Here is a 26,989-nt window from a genome sequence, read left to right on the forward strand (position 1 = left end):
AAATAATTGGCTATGTTTTAGTAGAGCGTTGATATATACATAAGCAAAGTGGACTGAGTAATTGAACTTAGGAATGCTAAAATGAGTATAGTCCCATTTTAGCTTGCTCCCAATATAAAATTGAGACAAGCAGTAAATATGACAATATTAAAAGGAAACTCGACTTCGCTGAGTAAGTTCGAAAAGCTAAATATAAAATTTAGATTCTCACTTAACAATTCTCAAACTCCAATTACAATGCCACTTTACCTATTGAATATATCAACACACATTTAAAACAGAGCCATTATTAAACATTCTAAATTTAACATACTTTTTTACATTTCTTAATACATAAATTTACTTATAAAGCTAAAATTATCAAAGTGATAAAAATGTTATCTTTTTGATAATTTTAATAGATATCTTATAGAATAATATGTAATTTGAACATTTTAAATTACCAAAATGATAAAAATATATATGTTGAAAATTTAAATTTTCAATGAATATATAAACAATTACTTAAATTTTCAAAATTTTTTATTAGATAAGAAAAAATACGGTTAAATTAATTAATAAATAATAGAAAATTAGTGTAAAAACACGAAAAAATCAAATCTAACTTTGGCATGAAATATGCTACTTACTAGTAATAAAATGAACATCAAAAATAAGTGAAATTTAAGGTAGTTCTTATATTACAGTTAAAAATACATATAGTAGTAAGGTGAAAATATAAAAACAGTTAATTATAGTGAGAGATTTTAGATTTTTTTTATAATGGTGTAAATTTAGATATTACATAAGATAACGTTATCATAGGCGAAAAAGTGGATTATGAGATATTTATTAAATATAGAAAAATATAATGAGATTAACTTTAATAGAATTAATTGAAGGGATTTGAAAGTATGAGAGAAAAGGATGGGGCTAATTTAATACCTGCAGTTGATAAAAAAATACCTTTTTCAAAGGCATGGATATTTTCACTTCAACATGTAATGTCAATGTGTGCCGGTGCAGTAGCTGTTCCACTTATGATTGGAGAAGCAGCAGGTTTAAATAATTTAGAGATAGTTTTTCTTATAAATGCAGGGTTATTTATGGCTGGAATAGGTACTCTGATTCAAGGGTGTGGTCTAAAAAATATTGCAGGAGCTAAAATACCGGTTATAGAAGGTACAAGCTTTGCGGCAGTATCTGGAATTCTTGCAATTATTGCAGGAGCTCATGGTGATAAGCATCTGGCAATGACAACTGTTTTTGGATCAGTAATTATAGCAGGATTATTTTGTTTTATTATATCACCTGTATTTGGTAAATTAATAAAATTTTTTCCAAAGGTAGTTACAGGAACAGTTGTGTTAGTAATAGGTATTTCTATAATGCCAGTAGGCATAAAATGGATAACTGGAGGAATAGCTAAACCAGCAACTACGCAAGAGGTGGGATTAGCATTAGCAGTTCTAGTTATAACTCTATTGTTATTTAAATATATAAAAGGAATTTGGAATAGTGCAGCAATACTTTTTTCTATAGTAATAGGAACTTTATTAGCTATAGTCTTTGGAATGGCTGATTTTACTAAAGTTAAAGATGCAGCTTGGTTTAGTTTAAATGTACCTTTAAAATTTGGAATGCCTACATTTAATATATCAGCAATAATTTCTATGATTCTAATAATGCTTGTTTTAATGACTGAATCAGTTGGAAACATGATAGCAATACATGAAATAACAGACAAGGAAGTTACTGAAGAAAATATAAGAAAAGGTTTAGCAGGAGATGGTATTTCAACATTTTTAGCAGGTATATTTAATACTTTTCCAATTACACCATTTGCTCAGAACACAGGTCTTGTTGGATTAACAAATATAAAATCTAGATTTATAGGCATTTATGCAGGAATAATTCTTTTAATATTAAGCTTTACACCAAAATTTGCTGCAACGATGGGTGCTATACCGAAGCCAGTACTAGGTGGTGTGGGATTTGCAATGTTTGGAATGGTTCTAGTTGGAGGAATAAAAACACTATCAAAAGTGAATTTCGATGGAAATAAAAATTCAGTAATAGTTGCTGTTAGTATAGGACTTTCAATGATACCATTAGCTAATTTAACGTTTTATGATAATTTTCCAACATGGGTGCAAACAATTTTTCATAGTGGGATAACTACAGGAAGTATATCTGCAATTTTATTAAATATATTTTTTAATGTAATAGGAAATGAGAATAAAGAAGAAACAGTAGTTAATAAAATTAAGGATGTATATATAGGTAACGAACCAATAGAAATACATCAGTAAAATTAAATATAAAAATAGCAATTTAAAGTGGAAGTTAGTTATAAATTATAAGATAAAAAGTAAAATGGGTAATATTTAAAATTTGAATTATGAGGAGTGATAAGATTGTTTAAATTCATTCTTAATGGACAGGAAAAAAGTGTTGATGAAAATAAAAAGCTTTTAAAATATTTGAGAGATGATTGTAACATAACATCTGTAAAAAATGGATGTTCAGAGGGTGCATGTGGAACATGTATGGTTATAGTTGATGGAAAGGCTATTAAAGCCTGTGTTCTTACTACAGAAAAGGTAAATGGTAAGACAATAACAACGATAGAGGGATTCACAGATAGAGAAAGAGAAGTATTTGCCTATGCATTTACTGAGGCTGGTGCAGTACAATGTGGATTCTGTATACCCGGAATGGTTATTAGTGCAAAGGCATTATTTAATAGAACTTTAGAGCCAACAATGGAAGAAGTTAAGAAGGCTTTAATTGGAAATATATGCAGATGTACAGGATATGTAAAAATAGAAAAAGCTATTATGATGGCTGCTGAAATATTTAGAGAAAATAAAGAGGTTCCAAAAGTTCAATGTAAAGGTTTAGTAGGAGAACCTATGGCAAGAGTTGATGCTAAAGATAAAGCTTTGGGAATAGGAGAATATACAGATGATATAAAAATTGAAGGAATGCTTTATGGTGTAGCTTTAAGAAGTAAATATCCTAGGGCATTAGTAAAGAGCATAGATATATCTGAAGCAGAAAAAATTGAAGGGGTAATTAAAATTGTAACAGCAGAAGATATTCCAGGAAAAAGGTATTTAGGACACCTTAAAAAAGACACTCCAGCTTTAATAAAGGTTGGAGAAGAAACAAAATATCTTGGAGATGCAATAGCTTTAGTTGCAGCAGAAACTGAGGAAATTGCAAGAGAAGCATTAAAACATATACAAGTGGATTTTAAAGAATTAAAACCGATATCATCTCCAGAAGAAGCAATGAAATCTAACGCTCCTAAAATACATGAAGGTGGAAATATTCTAGTTCATGAACATTTAGTAAGGGGAAATGCTGATGAGGCTATAAAGAATTCTAAATATGTTGTTACAAATAAATTTAAGGTTCCATTTACTGAACATGCTTTTTTAGAACCAGAGGCATCAGTTGCAGTTCCAGATGGAGAAGATGGATTAATAGTTTATACAGGAACTCAAAGTATATATGATGATTTTAGGGAAATAGGTTCATTATTAAATTTAGGAGAAGATAAGTTAAGGATTATTTCAAAATATGTAGGTGGAGGATTTGGTGGTAAGGAAGATATGAGCTGTCAACATCATACTGCACTACTTGCATATATTACTAAAAAACCAGTAAAAATGTGTCTTACAAGACAAGAAAGTATAATAGTTGATACCAAAAGACATGCTATGGAAATGGAATTTACAACAGCATGTGATGAAAATGGAAAATTAACTGCAATGAAAGCAGAAATAATAGCAGATACAGGAGCATATGCTTCTCTTGGAGGACCAGTTCTTCAAAGAGCATGTACTCATGCAGCAGGTCCATACAATTATCAAAATATGGTTGTAGATGGAATTGCTGTTTATACAAATAATACTCCAGGAGGAGCATTTAGAGGGTTTGGAGTAACTCAATCAGCATTTGCAACTGAATGTAACTTAAATCAGTTAGCAGAAATGGTAGGCATAGATCCATTTGAAATGAGAATGTTAAATGCAATAAGACCAGGTCAGGTTCTTCCAAATGGTCAAATTGCTGATGAGGGTACAGCTTTAGTTGAAACTTTAGAAGCTGTTAAAGATTTTTATTACAGCAATAAATATGCTGGAATAGCATGTGCATTTAAAAATGCAGGTATTGGTGTTGGATTACCCGATACAGGAAGATGTAAAGTAGGAGTAATAGATGGAAAAGTTCATATAAGGACTTCAGCAGCTTGTATGGGTCAAGGTGTAGGAACGGTAGTAGTACAAGTTGTTGGTGAAGTGTTAGGAATTCCAGCTTCACAAATAGTTTATGAAACTCCTGATACAAAAATAACTCCGGATTCAGGAACATCAACAGCTTCAAGACAAACAGTATTTACAGGAGAAGCTACAAGAATTGCAGCATTAAAATTAAAGGAAGCATTAAAAGGAAAAACATTAAAAGAATTAGAAGGAATAGAATTTTTTGGAGAATATTTAGGGGTTACAGATAAAATGGGTAGTCCTAAAGAAAATCCAGTAAGCCATGTTGCTTATGGATATGCAACTCAAGTTGTTGTTATTGATGAACAAGGGAAACTTAAAAAAGTAGTTGCAGCTCATGACGTAGGAAAGGCAATAAATCCTAAGAATGTAGAAGGACAAATTGAAGGCGGAGTTGTAATGGGGTTGGGCTATGGATTAACAGAGGATTATATAATAGAAAATTCAGTTCCTAAAGTTAAATTTGGAACATTAGGACTTTTAAGAGCAACCCAAGTGCCAGAAATTACTCCTATTATAATAGAAAAAAATACACAAGAGTTATCTTTTGGAGCAAAGGGGGTTGGGGAAATTACCTGTATTCCAACAGCACCAGCAGCACAAGGAGCTTATTATAAATTAGATGGAATATTTAGAACAGAACTACCACTAAAAAATACTTTTTATAAGAAAGCAAAAAAATAATAAAGATGAGTTTCACCACTTAAAATTTTTTATGATAACTCATATGTTTTAGGTATGATAATAAGCATTATAATTTACACTGTATATTTAATGAGAACAAAGAAATATAATTGATATAGAGAGAAAAATTAAGTGAGGTGATTAATATGTCTTTATTAATAAAAAATGGAACTATAGCAACTACTAGTGATATTTATAATGGAGATATTTATATTGAAGATGGTGTTATAAAAGAAATTGGTATTGATATAAAAAAAGAATCAGATGAAATAATAGATGCTAAAGGGAAGTATGTTATTCCAGGAGGAGTAGATGTTCATACTCATTTAAATTTAGATGTTGGAATAGCTATTGCAAATGATGATTTTTATACTGGAACAGTAGCAGCAGCTTGTGGTGGAACAACAACTATTGTAGATCATATGGGTTTTGGACCTAAAGGGTGTAATTTAAAACATCAAGTTGATGTTTATCATGGATATGCTGATGATAAAAGTGTAATAGATTATAGTTTTCATGGGGTTGTTCAACATGTAGATGATAATATAATTGATGAAATGAAAGAAATAGTTGAAGAGGAAGGAATACCTAGTTTTAAACTTTATTTAACTTATGATTATATGATTGATGATGAAGGTGTACTTAGAGTATTAAATAGGTTAAAAGAATTGCAAGGTATTGCAACTATTCATTGTGAAAATCATGGAAGTATAAAACTTTTAAGAGAGAGGTACGTCAGTAATGGACTTAAGAGTGTTAAGTATCACCCTTTAACTAGACCAGCTGAAAGTGAAGCAGAAGCTATTAATAGAATGATAAATATGGCATCGATAGTAGAAGATGCACCACTTTATATAGTTCATTTATCATCAGGATTAGGACTAGATTATATAAAAATGGCAAGAGAAAGAGGAGAAAAAGTATATGCAGAAACATGTCCTCAATACTTACTATTAGATGAAAGTAAATATGAACTTCCAAACGAGGAAGCATTAAAATATACAATTAGTCCTCCATTAAGATCTAAAGATGATATAGAAAAGTTATGGAAAGGAATTAATTACGGATATATACAAACAATAGCAACAGATCATTGTCCATTTTCTCTTAGTAAAGATAAGCAAAAGGGAAAAGATGATTTTACTAAATGTCCTAATGGGGCTCCGGGAATAGAAGAAAGAATTCCACTTATGTTTTCAGAAGGAGTTATGAAAGGGAGAATTAGCTTAAATAAATTTGTAGAGTTATGCTGTACAAATCCAGCTAAAATGTTTGGATTATATCCTAAAAAAGGAACTATACAGGCAGGTTCAGATGGAGATATAGTAATAATTGATCCAGAAAAGGAAGTTACATTAACAAACTCTAATTTACATTCTAATGTAGATTATTCTGCATATGAAGGGATAAAGGTAAAAGGATATCCAATAATAACTATTTCACGTGGTAAAATAATAGTTAAAGATAATAAATTCATCGGGGAAAAAGGATATGGTAAATTTATTAAAAGATCAAAGGTAAATTTAAATAATATCTAAAACTATGCCTAAGTATCACTAATTAGAAGAAATAATTCAATATATAGTATAAAATCACTGATAGCTAAAATAAGAGGTTATCTCAAAATATATTTGAGATAACCTCTTATTCTAAATAGGTATTTATTTTTATGGCTTTATTTAATTAATTTATTTAAGAGGTATTAATAGCTTGTTTTATTTTGATTATTTATCCACATTTTAAATGCAGCCATGCAATTTGATTTATCGATTTGTTCTAAATCTAAAACTTTTTTATCAGTACAGTCAGCCTTTAGGAAGTTTAATATATGGGCATCTCTAAATCCTATATCAGCCGCATCTTTAACAGTGCAACCATAATAAACTTTTGATATGTTAGCCCATATTATTGCTGACATACACATTGGACATGGCTCAGATGTTGTATATAATTCACACCCAGTTAAATCAAATGTAGATAGTTTGCTACAGGCTTGTCTTATTGCATTCATTTCTCCATGAGCTGTGGGATCATTGGTACTAATAACTGTATTATTGGCAAGAGCTATTATCTCTCCATCTTTTACAATTGCAGCACCAAAAGGTCCACCTTCTAAATTCAACATGCCTTCTTTACACTTTTTAACACATAAATCCATTATATCTTTTTTTTGCATTTGAACATCCTCCATAATATGATTGAGTTTTATTAAAACTCTCTTTAGATGTAAACTAGAATTAATTAACATTAATAGCAAATTTTATGCCATAAAGTAGCTTTTGATATTTTAAAATTAAATTTTAATTTAACACTCTATTATTTGAAACTTGTGTATTTATGGTGTTTTAAAATGAAATACGAAGTTCCTAATTTTTAATTAAAATAAGTTTATAAAATTAGCATTATCAAAACGATAAATTAATTTATCGTTTTGATAATGCTAACAAAGAGTTTACAGCTAATAATATGTAATTTAATAATTTTAAATTACCAAAATGATAATAATATATATGATAAAAATTAAAATTAAAAATAATAGTGTAAACAATTACTTATATTTGCTAAAAATTTTTTATTATATCAAAAAAAATATATTTAAATTAATTAATAAATAATAGAAATTTAGTACAAAAGCACGAAAAAACTATAAATTTAATTTTGGCATAAGATATGCTACATACTAGTATTAAAAGGAGTATTACAAAAAATATATTATGATATTGAAATATTCCAATAAACAAGTACATTTTATTTGAAGCTATGTTAAAATATAGCAATAAAATATAATTCTATGTTATGTAAATTTTATGGAGGTGTAATATGACAAATAATATAGTCGGAAATAGCATAATTAGATTTGATGCTATGGCTAAAGTTACTGGTAAAGCAAAGTATGTAGATGACTTTTTTATAAGCGATATGCTTGTAGGAAAAGTTTTAAGAAGTCCTTATGCTCATGCCATAGTTAAAAATATAGATACTAGTAAGGCAAAGAAATTAGAAGGGGTAGAAGCAGTTATTACACATGAAGATTTACCCAAAATTAAATTTGCTACGGCTGGTCATCCATGGTCATTAGATCCAAGTCATAGGGATATAGAGGATAGATTAATTCTTACTAATAAAGCTAGATTTGTTGGAGATGCCATTGCAGCTGTTATAGCTGTAGATGAAATAGTGGCAGCAAAAGCTTTAGAACTTATAGAGGTTGATTATGAAGTTCTTGAACCAATAGTAGATAGTGAAGATGCTTTAAAAGAAAATGCGCCAATAATTCATGAAGAAAGACCTAATAATATTTTAAGTTCTTTTGGATCAGAAATTGGAAATGTAGAAGAAGACTTAAAAAAGGCAGATAGAATATTTGAAGGAAATTTTGAAACAAGTATAGTTCAACATTGCCATATGGAAAATCATAGTACTTATGCTTACGTAGATGGTGAAGATCGTATAGTAATAGTTTCTTCAACTCAAATTCCTCATATTGTAAGAAGAATTGTTGGACAATCATTAGGAATCCAATGGGGTAAGATAAAAGTTATTAAACCTTATGTTGGTGGAGGGTTTGGAAATAAGCAAGATGTAGTTATTGAACCATTAACGGCCGCTATGTCTCTTGCTGTAGATGGAAGACCAGTAAGATATACATTAGATAGAGAAGAATGTTTTATTGATACAAGGACAAGACATTCTATGAAAATTAAATTTAAAACAGCAGTATCAAAAGATGGAAAATTAATATCATTAGATATAAAAAACCTTATAAATAATGGGGCTTATGCATCTCATGGTCATTCTGTTGCTTTGAGTGCTGGAGGAAAATTTAGAGGAGTATATGATTTTAATTCAATAAAATACAGCCCTATAACAGTTTATACAAATTTACCGGCAGCAGGTGCAATGAGGGGATATGGAGCACCTCAAATGTGCTATGCACTAGAAAGTCATATAGAAGATATTTGTAGAGCTCTTAATATGGATCCTATAGAATTTAGAATTAAAAATTTTATTACTGAAGGTTATGTTGAACCTCTTAGTAAAAATGTGGTTCGTGCATTTGCATTACCAGAATGTATTGAAAAAGGAAAAGAACTAATTAAATGGGATGAGAAAAAGAAAGAATATAAGAATCAAAGTGGAGATAAAAGAAGAGGCGTAGGCATGGCTTGCTTTAGTTATTTCACAGGGACTCATCCAGTAGCATTAGAACCTGCTGGAGCAAGAATAGTAATGAATCAAGATGGATCAGTTCAATTGCAAATAGGAGCAACTGAAATAGGACAAGGTAGTGATACAGTTTTTGGACAAATGGTAGCAGAAATTCTTGGATTAAAAATAGATATGGTACATGTAATTTCAAATCAAGATACAGATATAACTCCTTTTGATACTGGTTCATATGCATCAAGACAAACATTTGTAAGTGGAGCTGCAGTTAAAAAATGTGCCTTAGAAGTTAGAGATAAAGTATTAGCATTTGCAAGTAGTAAATGTGGTTTAGAAGCTAGTGAATTAGATATTGTAGATTGCCAAATCGTAGAAAAAAGATTGGGTAGAGTAATATGTCCACTTGAGGAAATTGCTATGGAATCATATTATGATAGGATTAAATGTTGTCCTATAACTAGTGATACATCAGTTAATGTTAGAGTTAATGCAATAGCTTATGGTGCTACATTTGCAGCAGTAGAAGTTGATATTAAAACAGGTAAAATAGAAGTTTTGGAAATATATAATATTCATGATTCTGGTATGATTATGAATCCTATGTTAGCTGAGGGACAAGTTCATGGTGGAGTAAGTATGGGACTTGGATATGCCTTATCAGAACAAATGTTATTCGATAAGAAGACTGGTAAGCCATTAAATAATAACCTTTTAGATTATAAATTACAAACAATAATGGATACTCCGACTATTGGTTCAGCTTTTATTCAAAGATATGAACCAGCAGGTGGATTTGGACAAAAGTCTATTGGAGAAAACACAACAGTTTCACCAGCACCAGCAATTCGTAATGCTGTTTTAGATGCTACAGGAGTGTCATTTAATAAAATACCGATGAATCCACAATCTGTTTTTGAAAAATTTAAGGAAGTTGGATTAGTGTAATTTAAGGAGGACTTAAAATGTTTGATATTAAGGAGATATTAGAGCCAGAAAATTTAGAAGATGCATTGGAATTATTAGATAAAAATAAAGAACTTAAGATAATAGCAGGAGGTACAGATGTTTTAATAAAATTGCATCATCATAGAATGAAAGATGCAGAATTATTGAGCCTTAGGAGAATAAAAGGTATTGATGAAATTAGAATGTTAGAAGATGGATCAATAGAAATTGGTGCAATGGCGTCATTCTCAAAGATATTTAGAGATGATATTGTACAAAAACACATAAAAGTTCTGGCTGAAGGTGCGGTTTCCATGGGAGGACCGCAAGTTAGAAATATGGCTACCATTGGTGGAAACGTTTGTAATGGTGCTGTTTCAGCAGACAGTGCACCAGCATTATTTTCACTGAATGCTAAATTAAAATTAAAAAGTAAAAATAGCGAAAGAATTATTCCTATACAGGAATTTTATAAAGGACCAGGTAAAGTAGATATAAAAGTTGATGAAATATTAACTCATTTAATAATAAAAAAAGAGGATTATGAGAACTTAATAGGTCATTATATAAAGTTTAGTAATAGAAAAGCTATGGATATAGCTATGGTCAGTGTAGCAGTTGTATCTTCAATTGAAAATGACAAGTTTAAAGATTTAAGGATTGCATTAGGAGTATCAGCTCCAACTCCAATAAGATGTAGTGAAGCTGAAACTTATGCTAAAGGACTTGAAATAACTGAAGAAAATATTGAAAAGATTGCTAAGCTTGCAGTAAACTCATCAAAATCAAGAAATTCATGGCGTGCATCTAAGGATTTTAGAGAGCATCTAATTGAAGAGTTAACTAAAAGAGGAATAAAAAAGACTATAGAAATAGAGGGAGAAAAAGAAAATGAGTAATGCAAAAATGAAAAAAATATCAATGATAGTAAATGATAAATCTTATGCATTAGAAGTTGATATAAGAGAATCTTTACTTGACGTTTTAAGAAATAAAATACATTGTACAGGTGTAAAGTGTGGGTGTCATGTTGGTGAGTGCGGGGCTTGCACTGTATTAATAGATGGAGTGCCTACTGATTCTTGTATATATATGGCAGTTTGGGCAAATGGAAAGAGTATCGTAACAATTGAAGGTGTTAAAAAGGATGGCAAATTATCAAAAGTTCAACAAGCTTTTATTGATGAAGGTGCTGTTCAATGCGGATTTTGTACACCAGGACTAGTATTAACGTCTACAGCTCTTGTTAATAGTGGAAAAAAATATACTGATGCTGAAATAAAAAGAGAGATTTCAGGGCATTTATGCCGTTGTACAGGATATCAAAAAATATTTAATGCCACTAAGAAATCTTTACAAAAATAATTAAGATGAAAGTTTTTAATATAGATTGAAAATTAAATATGCAAGAGATAAAAGCGGTAAGGACAATATAATGGTTTTTGGTGAAGGATGAATTTGTTATTTGGAATATTGACACTAAGGAAGATTACTAAGGTTTGCTTAGATTACTTATAGATGAGTATATATTCTAAAAAATATATTACTTAAATGTATATAAATAAGTTTATAGGAGGTATTTTTAATGTCATCAGAAAATAACACCAAAACAGTTGATAAAGTAAATGAAATGTTACCTATTGGTCAATTAGCAACTTTTGGCTTACAACATGTTCTAGCTATGTATGCAGGAGCTGTTGCAGTTCCACTAATAATTGGAGCTGCTGTAGGCTTAAGTCCGGAACAACTATCACTCTTAGTAGCTGCAGACCTGTTTACTTGTGGTATAGCAACCTTACTTCAAGCTATAGGTATTGGTAATTTTGCAGGTATTAAGTTACCAGTAATATTAGGTTGTACATTTGCAGCAGTAGGTCCTTTAATTATTATTGGTAAAAGTCTTGGTATGGATTATGCTTATGGATCAATAATAGTTGGAGCTATAGTTATAATACTAATAGCCCCTTTATATGGAAAACTATTAAAATTTTTTCCTACTGTAGTTACTGGTTCAGTTGTAACAATTATTGGATTATCTTTGATTAATGTTGGAATTACTAGTTGCGGTGGCGGTGCTAATGCAACTGATTTTGGTAGTATACGTAATATACTTCTTTCTATCTTTGTAATGTTAGTTATTCTTATATCTAATAAATATTTAAAAGGTTTCTTTCAATCTATTGCTGTATTAAATGGTATTATTCTCGGAACAATTGTAGGAGCATTTATGGGAATGGTAGACTTCTCAGTTGTTTCAGAAGCTAAATGGATAAGCTTTGTTAAACCATTTACTTTTGGTATTCCTAAATTTAATGCTGGTGCAGTATTCATGATGACATTAGTTATGGTGGTTGTTATGATTGAGTCAACAGGTACATTTTTAGGTGTTTCTAAGCTTTGTGATAAGAAATTAAATGAGAAAGACATTGTAAAAGGTCTAAGAGCAGAAGGTATTGCAACTATTTTAGGTGGCATATTTAATTCATTCCCTTATACAACATTCAATCAAAATCTTGGTTTACTTTCATTAAGTAAAGTATTTAGCAGATTTGTAGTAGTTGCTTCAGGTATCATACTTATGGCATTAGGACTTATACCTAAATTTGCAGCTTTAGCAACTATAATTCCTCAACCTGTAATTGGTGGTGCTACTACAATAATGTTTGGTACTGTTGCTGTTGCTGGTATTAAAATGTTACTTGATATAGATTTGGAAAAAAATTCTAATGTTTTAATAGTAGCGACTTCTTTAGCAGTTGGATTAGGAATAACTGCTGTACCAACTTTATTATCTCAAACACCTCAATTTGTACAATCAATCTTTGGAAGTGGAATAGTTTCAGGTTCAATAGTAGCAATAGTTTTAAATGCATGGTTAAACCATGGTGAGGCTGAAAGTAATTTTAGTGATAATTGTGATGATGATAATCATATTAAATTAAAAGATAGACAGGAGTGTAAAATAAAAAGTTAACTATAATAAATTTACATTTATATTATAGTAAATATAGAAAATTAATAAATATCAAATTACAAAAAATAAAAGTTTATATCAAACCTAGTATTTTTATTTATATTAGGTTTGATTAAAAATAAAATATATTGAAAAATAAATCATATTTTATACATAATTGCAAAATTCATACTGGGAACATAAGAATAAATATGTAATAATGTAATTAAAATACAAATAAGGAAGGGGTACCATATGAGAAAATTAAAAAAAGTTTCATCAGTAATACTAGCATTTATATTAATAACAACTTTTTTTATTGGATGTGGAAAAAGTAAAGAAGTAACAAGTAATGTGGATAAAACTATTACTGTTGAAGATCAATTAGGAAGAAAAGTAGAGATAAAAAGTGACGTAAATAAGATAGTTTCAAGTTATCCTATTACAACCTCACTTTTGTTAGCTTTAGGCCTTAAAGATAAACTTGCAGGTGTTGAAATGAACCCTAAGGTTAGAGAACTTTATAGGAGGATTGCACCAGAATTTTTAGATAAGCCACAAGTTGGTTCAGCTAAAAGTGTAAATGTAGAAGAATGTGCAAAGATAAATCCAGATTTAGTTATAATTCCAACTAGAACTAAAGAAATGATTCCAAAGTTTGAAGAACTTAATATTCCAGTTATAGCTGTAGAACCAGAGTCATTAGATTCATTTTTAAATTGTGTAAAGCTTTTAGGAAAATCTACTAATACAGAAGATAGAGCAAATGAAATAGTAAAATATTACGAAGATAATTTAGAAAAAATAAAGAAAATAAATGAGAATAATACTAATATACCTAAGGTTTATTTATCAGGAAGTGCAAATGTTTTAAGAACATGTACATCAAAAATGTACCAAAATTATATGATAGAAGCTTCTGGTGGAAATAATGTAACTTCATCTCTTGAAGATGGTCATTGGGTAAATATATCAGCTGAACAATTGTTAGCTTATAATCCAGATATAATTTATATAGTTCAATACGCAAAATACAGTGTAGAAGATGTTCTTAATGATGAAAGATTAAAAGACGTGAATGCAATAAAAAATAAGAAAGTCTTTGTTATTCCATCAGTAATAGAACCTTGGGATTATCCAACTCCATCATCAATTCTAGGTATTCTTTGGATGACAAATAATATTAATCCAGATAAATATTCAACAGAAGAGTTTGAAAAGACAGCAAAAGATTTTTATAAAAAATTCTTTAATTTAGAAGTAGATAATAAGGATATTGGAATATGAATTTAAAATATTCCAAAGTGATAAGCAGTATTGTTTTATTGTTGTTAATAATTATCTCTCTATTAATAGGTAGATACCATATTAAACCAATAGATATAATAAACACCATGTTACATGGACAATCTCATTCATTAGAATTTAATTTAATATGGAACATAAGATTTTCAAGGGTAGTATTAGTTTCAATAAGTGGAGCTGCATTAGCACTATCCGGAATTGTTTATCAAAGTATTTTTCAAAATCCTATAGTATCTGCTGATGTACTTGGCGTAAGTTCAGGAGCTTCGCTAGGTGCAGCAATTGCCATAGTATTTTTACCTTTTTCGCCAATAATAATTCAAGTAATGGCATTTGTTTTTGGAATAGGGGCAGTTATTTTCTCATTGCTGTTATCTAGACAAATGAGAAGTAATAGAATATTAGCTCTTATTATAGCGGGAATTGTAACTGGTGCAATATCATCATCATTTTTAATGATTATAAAGTACTTAGCAGATCCATACAAGGAATTACCATCAATAGACTTTTGGTTAATGGGTGGATTTTATAATAGCACATGGAACAATGTAGTTTATGTATTTATATTAACAACTATATCAGCAGTAATATTATTTTTATTAAGGTGGAAATTAAAAGTTCTTACTATGGGAGATGACCAAGCAAAACTATTAGGAGTAAATGTTAAGGTTATTAGAATAATTGCTATATTTTCAGCAACTCTTTTAGTATCAACTGTAGTTTCAGTAGCAGGTATTATAAGCTGGATAGGTTTACTAGCACCTCATATAGTAAAGTTTTATGCTAAAGATGATATATCAGAGGTTATGGGATTAACTATGGTAGTTGGAGCAATAATCCTTATAATAGCAGATACTATTGCAAGGAGTTTAACTTCAGTAGAAATTCCAGTTAGTATATTAACTTCGTTAGTTGGTGCACCATTTTTAGTTTATATTCTTAATCGAAAGGAAAATACTATTAGATGAAAAACGATTTAGAAATAAATAATTTAACTGTTAAATATTCAAATAAAACAGTACTAAAAGATATCAATTTAGCACTTAATAAAGGTGAAGTTACAATACTTTTAGGATTAAATGGAGCTGGAAAAACTACCTTATTAAAGTCTATGATTGGACTTATGAAAAGAACTACTGGTGAAGTGATTTATGATAATAAGGATATATTAAAACTTTCCAATAAAGAGAGAGGAAAATTAATATCTTACATTCCTCAAAATTTGCATACAAGCCAAAATTACAGTGTACAAGATGTAATTCTTATGGGGATTACACCATACCTTGGAATGTTTGATATGCCAAGTAAAGAGCATCATGAATTAGTTAAAGATATTTTAAAAAAATTAAATATAGAATATTTAAAAGATAAGTATATAAGTGAAATAAGTGGTGGAGAAAGAAGGTTAGTTTATTTAGCAAGAATATTTATTCAAAATTCCAATATCATACTTTTGGATGAACCAAATACTTTTTTAGATTATGTAAAACAGCATGAATTTTTTAAATTTATCAGTGATTTGATAAGAAAAAACAATCTAATTAATTTAATTACAGTACATGACATTAATTTAGCACTAAGATATGCAGATAAAATAGTTATATTAAGTTCTAATGAAATAGTTGATGTTATAGATTGTAAAGTCAATGGGTATGAGAAAAAATTTGTGAGCTTGATGGAAAAAATCTACAATAAAAAACTTGAAATTGCTTATACAAAATTTGGCCCAGTTATAGTTTGTTAGCATATAGTAAGTTAACATAATAAAGTTTAATATTTTAAAACTGCATAAAGGAGATAAGTTAACATAACATGAAAATTTTTAAATGTGAGAATATGAAAATAGATAATGTAACATCACTAATACAAGCGTTAAATATAGATATTAATAAAAAAATGATAATTTCATTTGTTGGTGGTGGCGGTAAGACGAGTTCAATATATGAATTAGGATCTGAGTTAAGTAAATCAGGTAAGAAGGTTATTATAACTACTACAACTCATATGCAGATGCCTAAAAAAAATTTTGTTCTAACAGATAAAGAGGACGACATTTTAAACTTATTAAATACTGAAAATATGATTACTGTAGGACAAAAATGTATTAAGAAATCTGATGATGATAAATATAGAAATCTAATAAGTAAAGAAAATAAAGGCAGAGAAAAAATACAAGGCTTTTCAACTGAAACTACTAAAAACTTAATAAAATATTGTGATTTTTTATTGATAGAAGCAGATGGAGCAAAAAGATTGCCATTAAAAATGCCAGCAAATCATGAGCCGGTAATACTAGAAGAAAGTAATTTAGTTATAGGGGTATGTGGTATTGATGCAGTAGGTCAAAGTATTAAGGAAATATGTCATAGAAAAGAATTAGTTACAGAGTTTTTAAATGTAGATGAAGAACATAGAATCAATGAAGAAGATATAGCTAAAATTTTATCAAGTGAAAAAGGTCAAAGGAAAAATGTTAAGTGTGATTATAAAGTGATTGTAAATAAAGTGGACGATGAAGAAAAATTAAATATAGCTAAGAATATTTTTAATGAATTTTTAAAGCTAGGAATTAATGAATTAATATTCACAACTTTTAAAAATTATATTTAAAAAATTGTGGATAACTTAAATTATAATTTTTTATTTATTAATTATATTCTTATGAAATGTTGATATATATAAGAAAAATATTATGAGAAATTAAGCGGTTTATAAAAATTTAGAATAGGTTAAAAAGGAGTATGGAACTATGATAGTAATAAAAGGTGCTGGAGACTTGGCAACTGGAGTTGCCACTAGGTTAAAAAAATGTGGATTTAATATAGTTATGACGGAAATTTCACAGCCAACTACAGTAAGAAGAACAGTAGCCTTTTCACAAGTTGTTTATGATGAAAAAGTAGAGGTCGAAGGGATAACAGCAGTGCTTGCTTCAAATAAAGAAGACATAAATAAAATTGTTGAAGAAGGCAATGTAGCAGTTTTAGTTGATGAAAAAGCAAAAATAATTGATGAAATTAAGCCTGAAATAATAATCGATGCTATTATAGCTAAGAAAAATTTAGGTACAAAAATTGATGATGCAAATATTGTAATCGCTTTAGGTCCAGGATTTACAGCAGGAATTGATTGTCATTGTGTCATTGAAACGAAAAGAGGTCATTATTTAGGAAAAGCAATATATAAAGGAAGTGCTATACCTAATACAGGGGTTCCAGGTGAAGTAGGTGGTTTTAGTAAAGAAAGAATAATAAGGGCTACAACCGATGGAAAAATATTACCTGTATCTAACATAGGAGATTATGTGAAAAAGGGAGATATAGTAGCATATGTTAATGAGATTCCGGTTTTTGCAAAATTGGATGGTATAGTACGTGGAATGCTTCAGAAAGATGTCAGTGTTTTTAAAGGAATGAAAAGTGGAGACATTGATCCAAGGTGTGAAAAAAATCATTGTTTTACAATTTCAGATAAAGCTAGATCAATAGGCGGAGGAGTTTTAGAAGCAATTCTGTATTTGAGTAATTTTAAGTTTTAGTAGAATGTTGATATTTGCATACATAAAGCAGACTTAGAAATTTACTTTAAGAATACTAAAAAGCAAATTTAGAAGAGTATATTTAGGAGGATTATTATGAATAAAATAGTTGATGCAAAGGGAAAGAATTGTCCAATACCTGTAATAATGGCAAAGAAGGAAATTGATAATGGAAATGTTAATTTTGTAGTCGAAGTTGATAATAAAATAGCTAATGAGAATCTAAAGAAATTAGGAAATAGTATGAGCTTTGAAATAAAATCTCAAGAAGTTAATGGAATATTTAAAGTACATTTTTTTAAGGGGGAAAGGGATAATAATCAATCAGAAATCTGTGAAGAATGTAATGAAATAATAGAGGAAATTAAAAAAGATAAATTAGGTACATGGTCAATATTTATTGGAAAGGAAATCATAGGTTCTGGAAGTGAAGAGCTTGGAAAGTCTCTTATGAAGATGTACTTTTATACAATGACAGAATCTGATGATTTACCAAAATCAATTTTATTTATGAATGAAGGAGTAAAAATACCATCATTAAATGAACAAGTTGTAGAACATTTAAAAGATTTAGAAAAAAAAGGTGTTGAAATATTAGTTTGTGGTACATGCCTTAACTTCTATGGATTAGAAGAAGAATTGAAAGTTGGAAAAGTAAGTAATATGTATGAAATATCTAATTATATGAAAGCAGCATCAAAAGTTATTACTTTATAGAATTATAACATGTTTTAAAAAGTATGTTGATATATGTATAAGTAGAGTTAAGTGAGTAATTAAATGTATTAGCGTTACATTAAAACATTATCCAAAATTAAAAAATACTTTGAAGTAATAAGTAAAGGGGAGAGACTATATGTCAAATGATATAAAACTTACGAGTTTAACTAAAAATTCAGGGTGTGCAGCTAAGATAGGACCAGGAATTCTTCATAGTGTATTAAGTAGTTTACCTAAGTTTGAAGATGAAAATTTAATTGTAGGATTTGATACAAGTGATGATGCTTGTGTATATAAAATTAATGATGATACGGTAGTGATAAAAACAGTAGATTTTTTTCCGCCAATGGTAGATGATCCATATACTTTTGGACAAGTTGCAGCTACTAATGCTCTTAGTGATGTTTATGCTATGGGTGGAAATCCTTCAATAGCAATGAATTTAATTTGTTTTCCTTCTTGTTTAGATATATCAATTATGCGTGAGATACTTGCAGGAGGTTACGATAAGGTAAAAGAAGCTGGAGCAGTAATTGCAGGCGGGCACACTATAGCTGATCCAACACCTAAATATGGACTTTGTGTAAGTGGATTTGCACGTCCAGAAGAAATACTTTCAAATAGTAATGCTAAAACTGGAGATGTACTTGTACTTACTAAACCTTTAGGAATTGGAATTATGAATACTGCGGCAAAAGCAGAATTAATAGATGAAAAGAAAATTAAAGAAGTTACATCAATAATGTCTACATTAAATAAGTATGCTAAGGAATGTACTTCAGGATTAGAGATTCATTCATGTACTGATGTTACAGGATTTGGACTTGTTGGTCATAGTTATGAAATGGCAAGTGGAAGTAAAAAGACAATAGAGCTTTTTAGTAAATCTGTACCAATTATAGATGGAGCATTAGATTATGCAAAAATGGGAATTATACCTGAGGGTATGTACAATAACCTTGATTATTTAAAAGATAAGTTTGCAGTAGGAGCTAATATATCACAAGAGTTACAAGATGTATTGATAGATCCACAAACATCAGGAGGGTTATTACTTTCACTTCCAGAAAAACATGCAAAAGAATTTTTGTCAAGAATGGAAAATTTCACTCAATATGCTAGGATAATAGGTCAAGTACTCGATAAGGGTGACAAACCTATAGTTATTAAATAATTTGTCTATGTTTGTAGTGCATTGTTATATGCACAAACAAATAAAGAGTGAGTAATTTAACAATAAATGGAGGGTATTATGGAATTACAGAAAAATTTACCAGAAATATTTGAAGAGTTTGCAGAAGGAAGAAGAAATGCATTTATTAAGGCTAAAGAAATTAAAGATAAAAATATACCTTTAATTGGAGCATTTTGTACTTACTTTCCACAAGAATTAGGATTAGCTATGGGGGCAGCTACTGTTTCGGTATGTTCAACATCTGATGAAACTATTGCTGCTGCAGAGCAAGATCTTCCACGTAATTTATGTCCTTTAATAAAATCTAGTTATGGTTTTGCTAAGACTGATAAATGTCCTTTCTTTTTCTTTTCAGATTTAATTGTTGGAGAAACAACTTGCGATGGAAAAAAGAAAATGTATGAATATCTTTCAGAATTTAAACCAGTACATGTTATGGAGCTTCCAAATTCTCAACGTGAAGATGGATTAGAATTATGGAAAAATGAGATTATTAGATTAAAGTCATCTTTAGAAGAAATGTTTAATGTAGAAATAACAGAAGATGATATAAAAAGAGCTATAAAAATAAAAAATAATGAACGTAAAGCATTAAAGAAATTTTATGAATTAGGAAAAAGAGAACCCGTTGCAATATTAGGGCAAGACCTGTTTAAAGTTATAAATGGAACAACATTTAGCTTTGATAAAGAAAAAATTCCAGAGCAAATTAATGAGGTAATTGAAAAGATTAATTCTGAATATGAAGCTGAAAAGAAATATGAATCTAAGCCTCGTATATTAATAACAGGATGTCCTATTGGTGGTGCAACCGAAAAGGTTATCAAAGCAATTGAAGATAATGGAGCTTATGTAGTTGCTTTTGAAAATTGCAGTGTTGCAAAAGCAGTTGATGAATTAGTAGATGAAGAAAATCCAGATGTTTATGATGCTCTTGCACGTAAATATTTATCTATTGGATGTTCTTGTATGACTCCTAATCCAAATAGAATTAAACTTCTTAATAAAATGATTGATGAATATAAAGTAGATGCTGTAGTTGATGTGATATTAACAGCTTGCCACACATATAATGTTGAGACTTTATCAGTTAAAAGATTTGTAAATGATGAAAAAAGTAAGCCATATATGAGTGTTGAAACTGACTTTTCTCTTAATGATATTGGTCAATTAAATACTAGAATGACTGCATTTATAGAGATGCTTTAGGTTTTAGCAATATACAAATGTTAAGAAGATATGAGGAAATAAATTATGAGTAAATATACTTTAGGAATTGATTCAGGATCAACAACTACTAAAGGTGTATTGTTTGATGGTAAAAAGATTATTAGAACAATGCTTGTAAAAACGGCAGCAAAACCAAGAGAAAGTATTTCTAAAATCTATAATGAACTGTACTCTAATGACGTAAAATACACAATAACTACAGGTTATGGTAGAGATTTATTAAAAGAAGCTGATAAAACTATTACAGAAATAACTTGTCATGCAAAAGGTGCAGTGTTCCTAAATCCTAGTATTAAAGGAGTTATAGATATAGGAGGACAGGATTCTAAGGCTATTTCATTAGATGAATCATTAAATGTTGTAGATTTTCTAATGAATGATAAATGTGCTGCTGGAACTGGTAGATTTGTTGAAGTTATGATGAGAATTTTAGAGGAAGATATAACTGATATTGATGAATTTGTAAAAGATAGAAAGCCTGTAAATATAACTAGTATGTGTACTGTTTTTGCAGAGAGTGAAATTATTAGTCTTCTTGCAAAGGATGTTCATAGAGGTGATATTGCCCTTGGAATTATTCATTCAATCTGTAGACGAACAGCTAATTTTGCTCAAAAATTGAATTTAAAAGATGAGATCTTTTTTAGTGGTGGACTCGCATCATCAGAAGTTTTTAGAGCAACACTTGAAAGTTATCTTAAACAAAAAGTATCAATTAATGAATTAAGTCAGTTTGCAGGGGCAATTGGTGCAGCAACTATTGGATATAAAAAATTAAATAAAAAATAATAAGGAGAATTTACACAAAATATTTATTAAGATGTGTAGTTAAAAATTAATATGATGAAAATAAATTTAATATTATTGGCATCAGGGGATAGTACTAGGTTTAAAAGTAACAAGTTATTAACTATTGTTAATAATAAACCAATGTATATGAATGTAATAGATGAGGTTTTAAAAATAAATTTTCATAAAATAGTTTTAGTTACTCAATATGAGCAAATTAAATTAGCTTTGTTAAATAAAAACATTGAAATTGTTATGAATAAAAATAGTGAACTTGGAATATCTCATTCTATTGAGCTTGCAATGAAAAAGGATGTTGAAGCAGATGCATATATGTTTATGGTTTGTGACCAACCATTTATAAAATCACAAACTATAGAAAATTTGATATTTAGATTCATGGAAAGTAAAAAAGGAATGGCATGTGTTGAGTTTAATGGAAACTTAGGTAATCCAACTATATTTTCAAAAAAATATATTTATGAATTGCTTAATTTAAAGGGTGATGTTGGAGGAAAAGCAGTTATGAAAAAACACCTTGATGATTTAGAGAAAGTTTCCATTGTTGATGAGATAGAAATTAAAGATATAGATACTAGAGAAGAATTAATTAATATATCCTACAATAATATATATGAGGTAAAAGAGTCATGAAGAAAAAATTTTATAAAGATCTTTTTGAAAAGTTAAATTTAAACAAAGAAGTATTTATAGTGACTGTTATACAGGGAGCATATGACAGTAAAAATATAGCAGGACAGAAACTATTTAAAAGTAAAGAAAGTATGACTATAGAAGACGATAATATTAAAAAATTTTGGGATGAAATTTTAAGTGAAATAGATTTTAATAAAGGCACATATGTTTTAGACCTTGATAATGATATAAAATTATTTATAGAGTATATTATAGGAAAACCTAATTTAATTGTTTGTGGTGGTGGACATGTTGCCTTACCTTTATGTGAAATGGCAAATTTATTAGAGTTTAATGTTACTGTAATCGACAATAGAGAAGAATTTGCGAATAAAGAAAGATTTCCTATGGCAAGTAATGTTATATGTAAAGATTTTAATGAAGCATTTGAAGAAGTTGAATTTAATAAAAATAGTTATTTTGCTATAGTTACAAGAGGTCACAAATATGATAGAGAGTGCTTAGAAATAATACTTAAAAATGACTTTTATTATGTTGGAATGATTGGAAGTAAAGGAAAAGTACAATTTGTAATAAGTAGTTTATTAGAAAAAGGATACAAAAAAGAAGACATTGATAAAGTGCATACTCCAATAGGTCTTAACATAGGAGCAAAAACACCAGCAGAAGTAGCAGTAAGTATTTTATCAGAAATAATACAAATAAAAAATGAAAAAATAATAAGTACTATACCCGATGATATTTCTAATACTATATCAAACACAAATGAGCCAATGGTTTTAACTACAATAATTGAGAAGCATGGATCAGGGCCTAGAGATCCTGGAACAAAAATGCTTATAAAGAAAAATGGTGAATTTATTGGCACTGTTGGCGGTGGAAGTGTTGAATATTCAGTTTATAAAAGAGCATTAAAGTTATTTGAAGAAAAAGAATCCATTTTAGAAGAATATGATTTATCAAATTCTGCTTCTGCAAAACTGGGTATGGCTTGTGGAGGACATATAAAAGTATTTTTTGAATTTATAAATTGTGATTATAATAAAACTAAATAATTAAATATAAAAATAAAACTCTAGCTAAGAATAAAAAAATTCAAAGTTAGAGTTTTATTTTATTTAAGAAAATAAATTATTAATTCTAAGTTATATAATAAAGAGATGAGGGTATTGCTTGACAATGATATTACTAAATAACTATAATTTTCATAGTTATGATGTGAAATATGAAAAGGAGGATATATTAATGAAAAGTAAATAAATTTAAGAGATAGGAATGAAAAAATGAAAATTAAATTAAAACAAAAAGCTCATAATCACTCAGAAGGAATATATTCAATTGACTTTTATGCATACCAATCTCAAATAGGTCATTGGAATTCTATGTTCAAGGTATTATTTGCATTTATTACATTATTATTTTGCATTATTGCAGATAATTCTTATGTATCTTTAACTATTGTATTTACTATGGCTTTTATTACTATATACAAAGGTGGAATTCATTTTCGGGAATATTTGCATCTACTTACTATACCAATGGTTTTTATGATTCTTGGTAGTATTGCAATTGCTATAGGAATATCAACACGACCACTAGGACAATATAATTTGAATTTTCACTGGTTTTATTTATATTCATCAAATGAAAATATAATAAAAACATTGAAAATTATGATGAAGGCATTTGGAGCAATAAGTGCTATGTATATGATGACTTTATCTACATCAGCTAGTGAAATAATTTCTGTTTTACGTAAACTTCATATCCCACAAATTATTATTGAATTAATGAATATGACATATAGATTCATATTTATTTTACTAGAGGTACAATGTAAAATGAAAAATTCAGCACAATCCAGGTTGGGATATGTTGATTTCATAACATCTTGTTATTCTTTTGGTAGCACAGCAGGAAATCTTTTGATTGTTTCTTTAAAAAAAGCAAATGCTTATTATGATGCTATGGAATCTAGATGTTATGATGGTGAGATGAATTTTTTAGAAGAAGATAAAAATATAGAAATAAGTCAAATAGTAGCATCAATAATTTATATGTTATGTTTAATGATCTTATGTTTAATAACTAGATAGGAGTAGAGAATATGGATGGAAATTTAAATGAAGCTATTTTACAGGTGAAAAATTTAAATTATAAATATAACAATGAAAAAATTGTATTATCAAATGTAAATATTGATATTTATGAGGGAGAAAAAGTTGCTATTCTTGGATCAAATGGAGCAGGAAAATCTACATTTTTTTTAAATATTAATGGAGTTTTAACACCTAAAAGTGGTGAGATTATTTATAGAGGAAAAAAAATATCTAAAAAAGAACTTAATGAATTAAGAAAAAATATAGGTATTGTATTTCAAGATGCAGATAATCAGATAATTGCTTCAACTGTTTTGGCAGAAGTTTCTTTTGGTCCTATGAATTTAAAATTACCTAAAGAAGAAGTTAAAGAAAGAGTTGAAGAAGCATTATCATATATGAATTTAACAGAATTTAAAAATCGTCCTCCACATTATTTAAGTGGTGGTGAGAAAAAGAGAGTTAGTATTGCAGATATTATTGCAATGAAATCAGAAATTATAATTTTTGATGAACCTACTGCATCATTAGATCCTTTAAATGCAATTATGCTTGAAGAAGTTTTAAAAAAATTATCTGAACAGAAAAAAACACTTTTAATATCTACACATGATGTAGACTTTGCTTATCGTTGGGCAGAACGTATTATTGTTTTTGCCAATGGAGAGATTATAGCAGATGGAACACCATTACAAATATTTAAAGATGATAAAGTAATAAAATGTGCAAATTTAAAGCGTCCTACTATGCTAGACGTGTATGAAATTTTAGTAGATAAAGGATTAATTGAAAATAATACAATTTATCCTAAGGATACACTTGAATTTGCTAAAATGTTATAACGCTATATTGAAATTATGCGAATTATAGGATATTAAACCAAATTAAGTTGACAATGTAAATACTTTTACTATAAAATTAAGATTGTCTATAAAAGTAAGATGAGAATCTTACCATATGATTATAAAAAAGGTGCCTGTGGTTTTCTTCGCAGGATAATAGGGAAAAGAGTGGAATTCTCTTACGGTCCCGCCGCTGTATTGGAAGATTTATATTTTATTATGTCACTGGGAAACTGGGAAGACAAAAATATAGTGATAATTCCTAAGTCAGAAGACCTGCCTTTTGTATCGAACATATATATAGTTACGAGCGATGACGATATATGGACAAGTCTCTTTTAATTTTATTTAAAGAGATTATTTAGGATGCTAGTTTGATGAGTGGGAATCATTAAATTCGGTATCTTTTTTTATTTGAAAGGAGAAATAAAATGAAAGAACAAAAAAACATTAAGAAAATCGCTATCATATTTACTTTGCTATTTGGAATAACTCCAGCAGTAAATGCGATGCATATTATGGAGGGGTATTTACCAGTTAAGTATTGTGTATCATGGGGAATTATAAGTTTACCATTTTTAATAGCAGGATTTTTTTCTATTAAAAAAACTTTAAGAGAAGATAGGAAATCATTAGTTATTTTAGCAATGTCAGGCGCATTTATATTTGTAATATCATCTTTAAAGATTCCATCAGTTACAGGAAGTTGCTCTCATATGACTGGAACAGGTCTTGGTGCTATTTTATTTGGACCATTTGCTGTTGGGATTTTAGGAATTATAGTATTAATATTTCAAGCAATTTTATTAGCACATGGTGGACTTACTACACTTGGAGCAAACACTTTTTCTATGTCAATTGCAGGACCGATATTATCGTACATAATATATATTATATGCAAAAAGTTAAAAGTAAATAAAAAGTTAGGTATTTTCTTAGCAGCATCTTTAGGAGATTTATTTACTTATTGTATTACTAGCTTACAACTTGCTATTGCTTATCCATCACCAGATGGTGGAATAGGTGCTTCTGCAATAAAATTTTTAGGTGTTTTTGCACCAACTCAAATACCACTTGCAATTGTTGAAGGTATATTAACAGTTATTGTTATTATTGGATTAGAAACATATGCAAAATCTGAATTAACATCAATTGGATTTATGAAGGAGGGAAAATAATAATGAGTAAAAATAAAAAAACAGTAATAATATTATTAATTATTGCATTAATTATTACTATAGTTCCTCTATTTGCATTAAAAGGTGCTGAATTTGGTGGATCTGATGATGCTGGAAGTGAAATGATAGAAGAAATACATGGAGAATATGAACCTTGGTTTACACCTGTTATGGAAACATGGATTGATGGAGAATTACCAGGCGAAATAGAAAGCCTTCTTTTCTGTGTTCAAACAGGTATAGGTGTCGGAATTTTTGCATTTTTTATGGGTAGATTTGTAGAGAGAAAGAAATGGCAAACAGGTAGTCATAAAGAATGTTAATATGTAATTAAATTCAATAAAATAATCATTTAATAAATTGGCTATGTTTTAGCAGAGTGTTGATATATGAATAAGCAAAGTGGACTGAGT

Annotated in this window: 23 protein-coding genes and 1 riboswitch; of the genes, 22 read left to right on the forward strand and 1 reads right to left on the reverse strand. The window is 28.9% G+C overall.

Annotation, left to right across the window (positions count from 1 at the left end; genetic code table 11):
- The first annotated feature begins 893 nt into the window (after nt 1–893).
- The 3 genes from NG904_RS13965 (at nt 894) to hydA (ending at nt 6,496) form a co-directional block, all read left to right on the forward strand.
- The gene (locus NG904_RS13965) at nt 894–2,291 is read left to right on the forward strand and encodes a nucleobase:cation symporter-2 family protein (RefSeq protein WP_252232167.1); all 1,398 of its coding nucleotides are present in this window, start codon (nt 894–896) and stop codon (nt 2,289–2,291) included.
- A gap of 105 nt (nt 2,292–2,396) precedes the next feature.
- Nucleotides 2,397–4,958: a selenium-dependent xanthine dehydrogenase gene (gene xdh / locus NG904_RS13970; protein ID WP_252232176.1), complete on the forward strand. Its 2,562-nt coding sequence runs from the start codon at nt 2,397–2,399 to the stop codon at nt 4,956–4,958.
- Nucleotides 4,959–5,104: 146 nt separating this feature from the next.
- The gene (gene hydA, locus NG904_RS13975; RefSeq protein WP_252232178.1) at nt 5,105–6,496 is read left to right on the forward strand and encodes a dihydropyrimidinase; all 1,392 of its coding nucleotides are present in this window, start codon (nt 5,105–5,107) and stop codon (nt 6,494–6,496) included.
- A gap of 164 nt (nt 6,497–6,660) precedes the next feature.
- On the opposite strand, the gene NG904_RS13980 is transcribed toward hydA, so the two are convergent.
- The gene (locus tag NG904_RS13980; RefSeq protein WP_252232180.1) at nt 6,661–7,134 is read right to left on the reverse strand and encodes a nucleoside deaminase; all 474 of its coding nucleotides are present in this window, start codon (nt 7,132–7,134) and stop codon (nt 6,661–6,663) included.
- A gap of 644 nt (nt 7,135–7,778) precedes the next feature.
- Here NG904_RS13980 and xdhA point away from each other — a divergent pair.
- From xdhA to NG904_RS14075, 19 genes are all read left to right on the forward strand, one after another.
- Nucleotides 7,779–10,070, forward strand: coding sequence for a xanthine dehydrogenase molybdenum-binding subunit XdhA (xdhA, locus tag NG904_RS13985; protein WP_252232182.1), 2,292 nt, complete (start codon nt 7,779–7,781; stop codon nt 10,068–10,070).
- Between the two features lie 17 nt (nt 10,071–10,087).
- Nucleotides 10,088–10,969 (forward strand): xanthine dehydrogenase FAD-binding subunit XdhB, encoded by an 882-nt coding sequence (gene xdhB / locus NG904_RS13990; RefSeq protein ID WP_252232184.1) that lies wholly within the window; start codon nt 10,088–10,090, stop codon nt 10,967–10,969.
- Nucleotides 10,962–11,435 carry a xanthine dehydrogenase subunit XdhC gene (gene xdhC, locus NG904_RS13995; RefSeq protein WP_252214603.1) on the forward strand — a complete coding sequence of 158 codons (474 nt, stop codon included), beginning with the start codon at nt 10,962–10,964 and terminating at the stop codon, nt 11,433–11,435. Before xdhB ends, xdhC begins: the two co-directional genes overlap by 8 nt.
- Before the next feature lie 220 nt (nt 11,436–11,655).
- Nucleotides 11,656–13,044, forward strand: coding sequence for a nucleobase:cation symporter-2 family protein (locus tag NG904_RS14000; RefSeq protein ID WP_252232186.1), 1,389 nt, complete (start codon nt 11,656–11,658; stop codon nt 13,042–13,044).
- A gap of 234 nt (nt 13,045–13,278) precedes the next feature.
- Entirely contained in the window at nt 13,279–14,310 is a 1,032-nt protein-coding gene (locus NG904_RS14005; protein ID WP_252232188.1) for an ABC transporter substrate-binding protein, read from the forward strand.
- The gene (locus tag NG904_RS14010; protein WP_252232190.1) at nt 14,307–15,296 is read left to right on the forward strand and encodes a FecCD family ABC transporter permease; all 990 of its coding nucleotides are present in this window, start codon (nt 14,307–14,309) and stop codon (nt 15,294–15,296) included. The genes NG904_RS14005 and NG904_RS14010 overlap by 4 nt, the downstream gene beginning before the upstream one ends.
- The gene (locus NG904_RS14015; RefSeq protein ID WP_252232192.1) at nt 15,293–16,072 is read left to right on the forward strand and encodes an ABC transporter ATP-binding protein; all 780 of its coding nucleotides are present in this window, start codon (nt 15,293–15,295) and stop codon (nt 16,070–16,072) included. Before NG904_RS14010 ends, NG904_RS14015 begins: the two co-directional genes overlap by 4 nt.
- A 68-nt stretch (nt 16,073–16,140) precedes the next feature.
- Complete coding sequence (gene yqeC / locus NG904_RS14020; protein WP_252232194.1) at nt 16,141–16,938, forward strand: selenium cofactor biosynthesis protein YqeC; 798 nt, start codon at nt 16,141–16,143, stop codon at nt 16,936–16,938.
- A gap of 139 nt (nt 16,939–17,077) precedes the next feature.
- The gene (yqeB, locus tag NG904_RS14025) at nt 17,078–17,866 is read left to right on the forward strand and encodes a selenium-dependent molybdenum cofactor biosynthesis protein YqeB (RefSeq protein WP_252232196.1); all 789 of its coding nucleotides are present in this window, start codon (nt 17,078–17,080) and stop codon (nt 17,864–17,866) included.
- A 96-nt stretch (nt 17,867–17,962) separates the two neighbouring features.
- Complete coding sequence (yedF, locus tag NG904_RS14030) at nt 17,963–18,583, forward strand: sulfurtransferase-like selenium metabolism protein YedF (RefSeq protein WP_252232198.1); 621 nt, start codon at nt 17,963–17,965, stop codon at nt 18,581–18,583.
- 139 nt (nt 18,584–18,722) lie between these two features.
- Nucleotides 18,723–19,760 (forward strand): selenide, water dikinase SelD, encoded by a 1,038-nt coding sequence (gene selD / locus NG904_RS14035; protein WP_252232200.1) that lies wholly within the window; start codon nt 18,723–18,725, stop codon nt 19,758–19,760.
- Nucleotides 19,761–19,838: 78 nt separating this feature from the next.
- Entirely contained in the window at nt 19,839–20,990 is a 1,152-nt protein-coding gene (locus NG904_RS14040; protein WP_252214620.1) for a double-cubane-cluster-containing anaerobic reductase, read from the forward strand.
- A gap of 45 nt (nt 20,991–21,035) precedes the next feature.
- A complete protein-coding gene (locus NG904_RS14045; RefSeq protein ID WP_252232206.1) occupies nt 21,036–21,800 on the forward strand; it encodes an acyl-CoA dehydratase activase in 765 nt (254 codons plus the stop codon).
- A gap of 51 nt (nt 21,801–21,851) precedes the next feature.
- Nucleotides 21,852–22,454, forward strand: a complete 603-nt coding sequence (locus NG904_RS14050; protein ID WP_252232208.1) for a nucleotidyltransferase family protein — start codon at nt 21,852–21,854, stop codon at nt 22,452–22,454.
- Nucleotides 22,451–23,512, forward strand: coding sequence for an XdhC family protein (locus NG904_RS14055; RefSeq protein WP_252232210.1), 1,062 nt, complete (start codon nt 22,451–22,453; stop codon nt 23,510–23,512). The genes NG904_RS14050 and NG904_RS14055 overlap by 4 nt, the downstream gene beginning before the upstream one ends.
- Nucleotides 23,513–23,740: 228 nt before the next feature.
- The gene (gene cbiQ, locus NG904_RS14060) at nt 23,741–24,553 is read left to right on the forward strand and encodes a cobalt ECF transporter T component CbiQ (protein ID WP_252232219.1); all 813 of its coding nucleotides are present in this window, start codon (nt 23,741–23,743) and stop codon (nt 24,551–24,553) included.
- Nucleotides 24,554–24,564: 11 nt separating this feature from the next.
- Nucleotides 24,565–25,398, forward strand: coding sequence for an energy-coupling factor ABC transporter ATP-binding protein (locus NG904_RS14065; RefSeq protein ID WP_252232221.1), 834 nt, complete (start codon nt 24,565–24,567; stop codon nt 25,396–25,398).
- Between the two features lie 111 nt (nt 25,399–25,509).
- Nucleotides 25,510–25,696, forward strand: a riboswitch (cobalamin riboswitch).
- Nucleotides 25,697–25,829: 133 nt separating this feature from the next.
- Nucleotides 25,830–26,576, forward strand: coding sequence for an energy-coupling factor ABC transporter permease (locus NG904_RS14070; RefSeq protein WP_252232223.1), 747 nt, complete (start codon nt 25,830–25,832; stop codon nt 26,574–26,576).
- A 2-nt stretch (nt 26,577–26,578) separates the two neighbouring features.
- Entirely contained in the window at nt 26,579–26,899 is a 321-nt protein-coding gene (locus NG904_RS14075) for an energy-coupling factor ABC transporter substrate-binding protein (RefSeq protein WP_252214639.1), read from the forward strand.
- Nucleotides 26,900–26,989 lie beyond the last annotated feature (90 nt).

The sequence above is a fragment of the Clostridium sp. ZBS15 genome (genome assembly GCF_023845705.1).
In the GTDB taxonomy this organism is placed as follows: Bacteria; Bacillota; Clostridia; order Clostridiales; family Clostridiaceae; genus Clostridium; species Clostridium aquiflavi.

Bases quoted from the DNA above. Each gene is read 5' to 3' on its own strand.
- NG904_RS13965 (WP_252232167.1), top strand. From the start codon at position 894: ATGAGAGAAAAGGATGGGGCTAATTTAATACCTGCAGTTGATAAAAAA.
- hydA (WP_252232178.1), top strand. From the start codon at position 5,105: ATGTCTTTATTAATAAAAAATGGAACTATAGCAACTACTAGTGATATT.
- NG904_RS13980 (WP_252232180.1), bottom strand. From the start codon at position 7,134: ATGCAAAAAAAAGATATAATGGATTTATGTGTTAAAAAGTGTAAAGAA.
- xdhA (WP_252232182.1), top strand. From the start codon at position 7,779: ATGACAAATAATATAGTCGGAAATAGCATAATTAGATTTGATGCTATG.
- xdhB (WP_252232184.1), top strand. From the start codon at position 10,088: ATGTTTGATATTAAGGAGATATTAGAGCCAGAAAATTTAGAAGATGCA.
- xdhC (WP_252214603.1), top strand. From the start codon at position 10,962: ATGAGTAATGCAAAAATGAAAAAAATATCAATGATAGTAAATGATAAA.
- NG904_RS14000 (WP_252232186.1), top strand. From the start codon at position 11,656: ATGTCATCAGAAAATAACACCAAAACAGTTGATAAAGTAAATGAAATG.
- NG904_RS14005 (WP_252232188.1), top strand. From the start codon at position 13,279: ATGAGAAAATTAAAAAAAGTTTCATCAGTAATACTAGCATTTATATTA.
- NG904_RS14010 (WP_252232190.1), top strand. From the start codon at position 14,307: ATGAATTTAAAATATTCCAAAGTGATAAGCAGTATTGTTTTATTGTTG.
- NG904_RS14015 (WP_252232192.1), top strand. From the start codon at position 15,293: ATGAAAAACGATTTAGAAATAAATAATTTAACTGTTAAATATTCAAAT.
- yqeC (WP_252232194.1), top strand. From the start codon at position 16,141: ATGAAAATTTTTAAATGTGAGAATATGAAAATAGATAATGTAACATCA.
- yqeB (WP_252232196.1), top strand. From the start codon at position 17,078: ATGATAGTAATAAAAGGTGCTGGAGACTTGGCAACTGGAGTTGCCACT.
- yedF (WP_252232198.1), top strand. From the start codon at position 17,963: ATGAATAAAATAGTTGATGCAAAGGGAAAGAATTGTCCAATACCTGTA.
- selD (WP_252232200.1), top strand. From the start codon at position 18,723: ATGTCAAATGATATAAAACTTACGAGTTTAACTAAAAATTCAGGGTGT.
- NG904_RS14040 (WP_252214620.1), top strand. From the start codon at position 19,839: ATGGAATTACAGAAAAATTTACCAGAAATATTTGAAGAGTTTGCAGAA.
- NG904_RS14045 (WP_252232206.1), top strand. From the start codon at position 21,036: ATGAGTAAATATACTTTAGGAATTGATTCAGGATCAACAACTACTAAA.
- NG904_RS14050 (WP_252232208.1), top strand. From the start codon at position 21,852: ATGATGAAAATAAATTTAATATTATTGGCATCAGGGGATAGTACTAGG.
- NG904_RS14055 (WP_252232210.1), top strand. From the start codon at position 22,451: ATGAAGAAAAAATTTTATAAAGATCTTTTTGAAAAGTTAAATTTAAAC.
- cbiQ (WP_252232219.1), top strand. From the start codon at position 23,741: ATGAAAATTAAATTAAAACAAAAAGCTCATAATCACTCAGAAGGAATA.
- NG904_RS14065 (WP_252232221.1), top strand. From the start codon at position 24,565: ATGGATGGAAATTTAAATGAAGCTATTTTACAGGTGAAAAATTTAAAT.
- NG904_RS14070 (WP_252232223.1), top strand. From the start codon at position 25,830: ATGAAAGAACAAAAAAACATTAAGAAAATCGCTATCATATTTACTTTG.
- NG904_RS14075 (WP_252214639.1), top strand. From the start codon at position 26,579: ATGAGTAAAAATAAAAAAACAGTAATAATATTATTAATTATTGCATTA.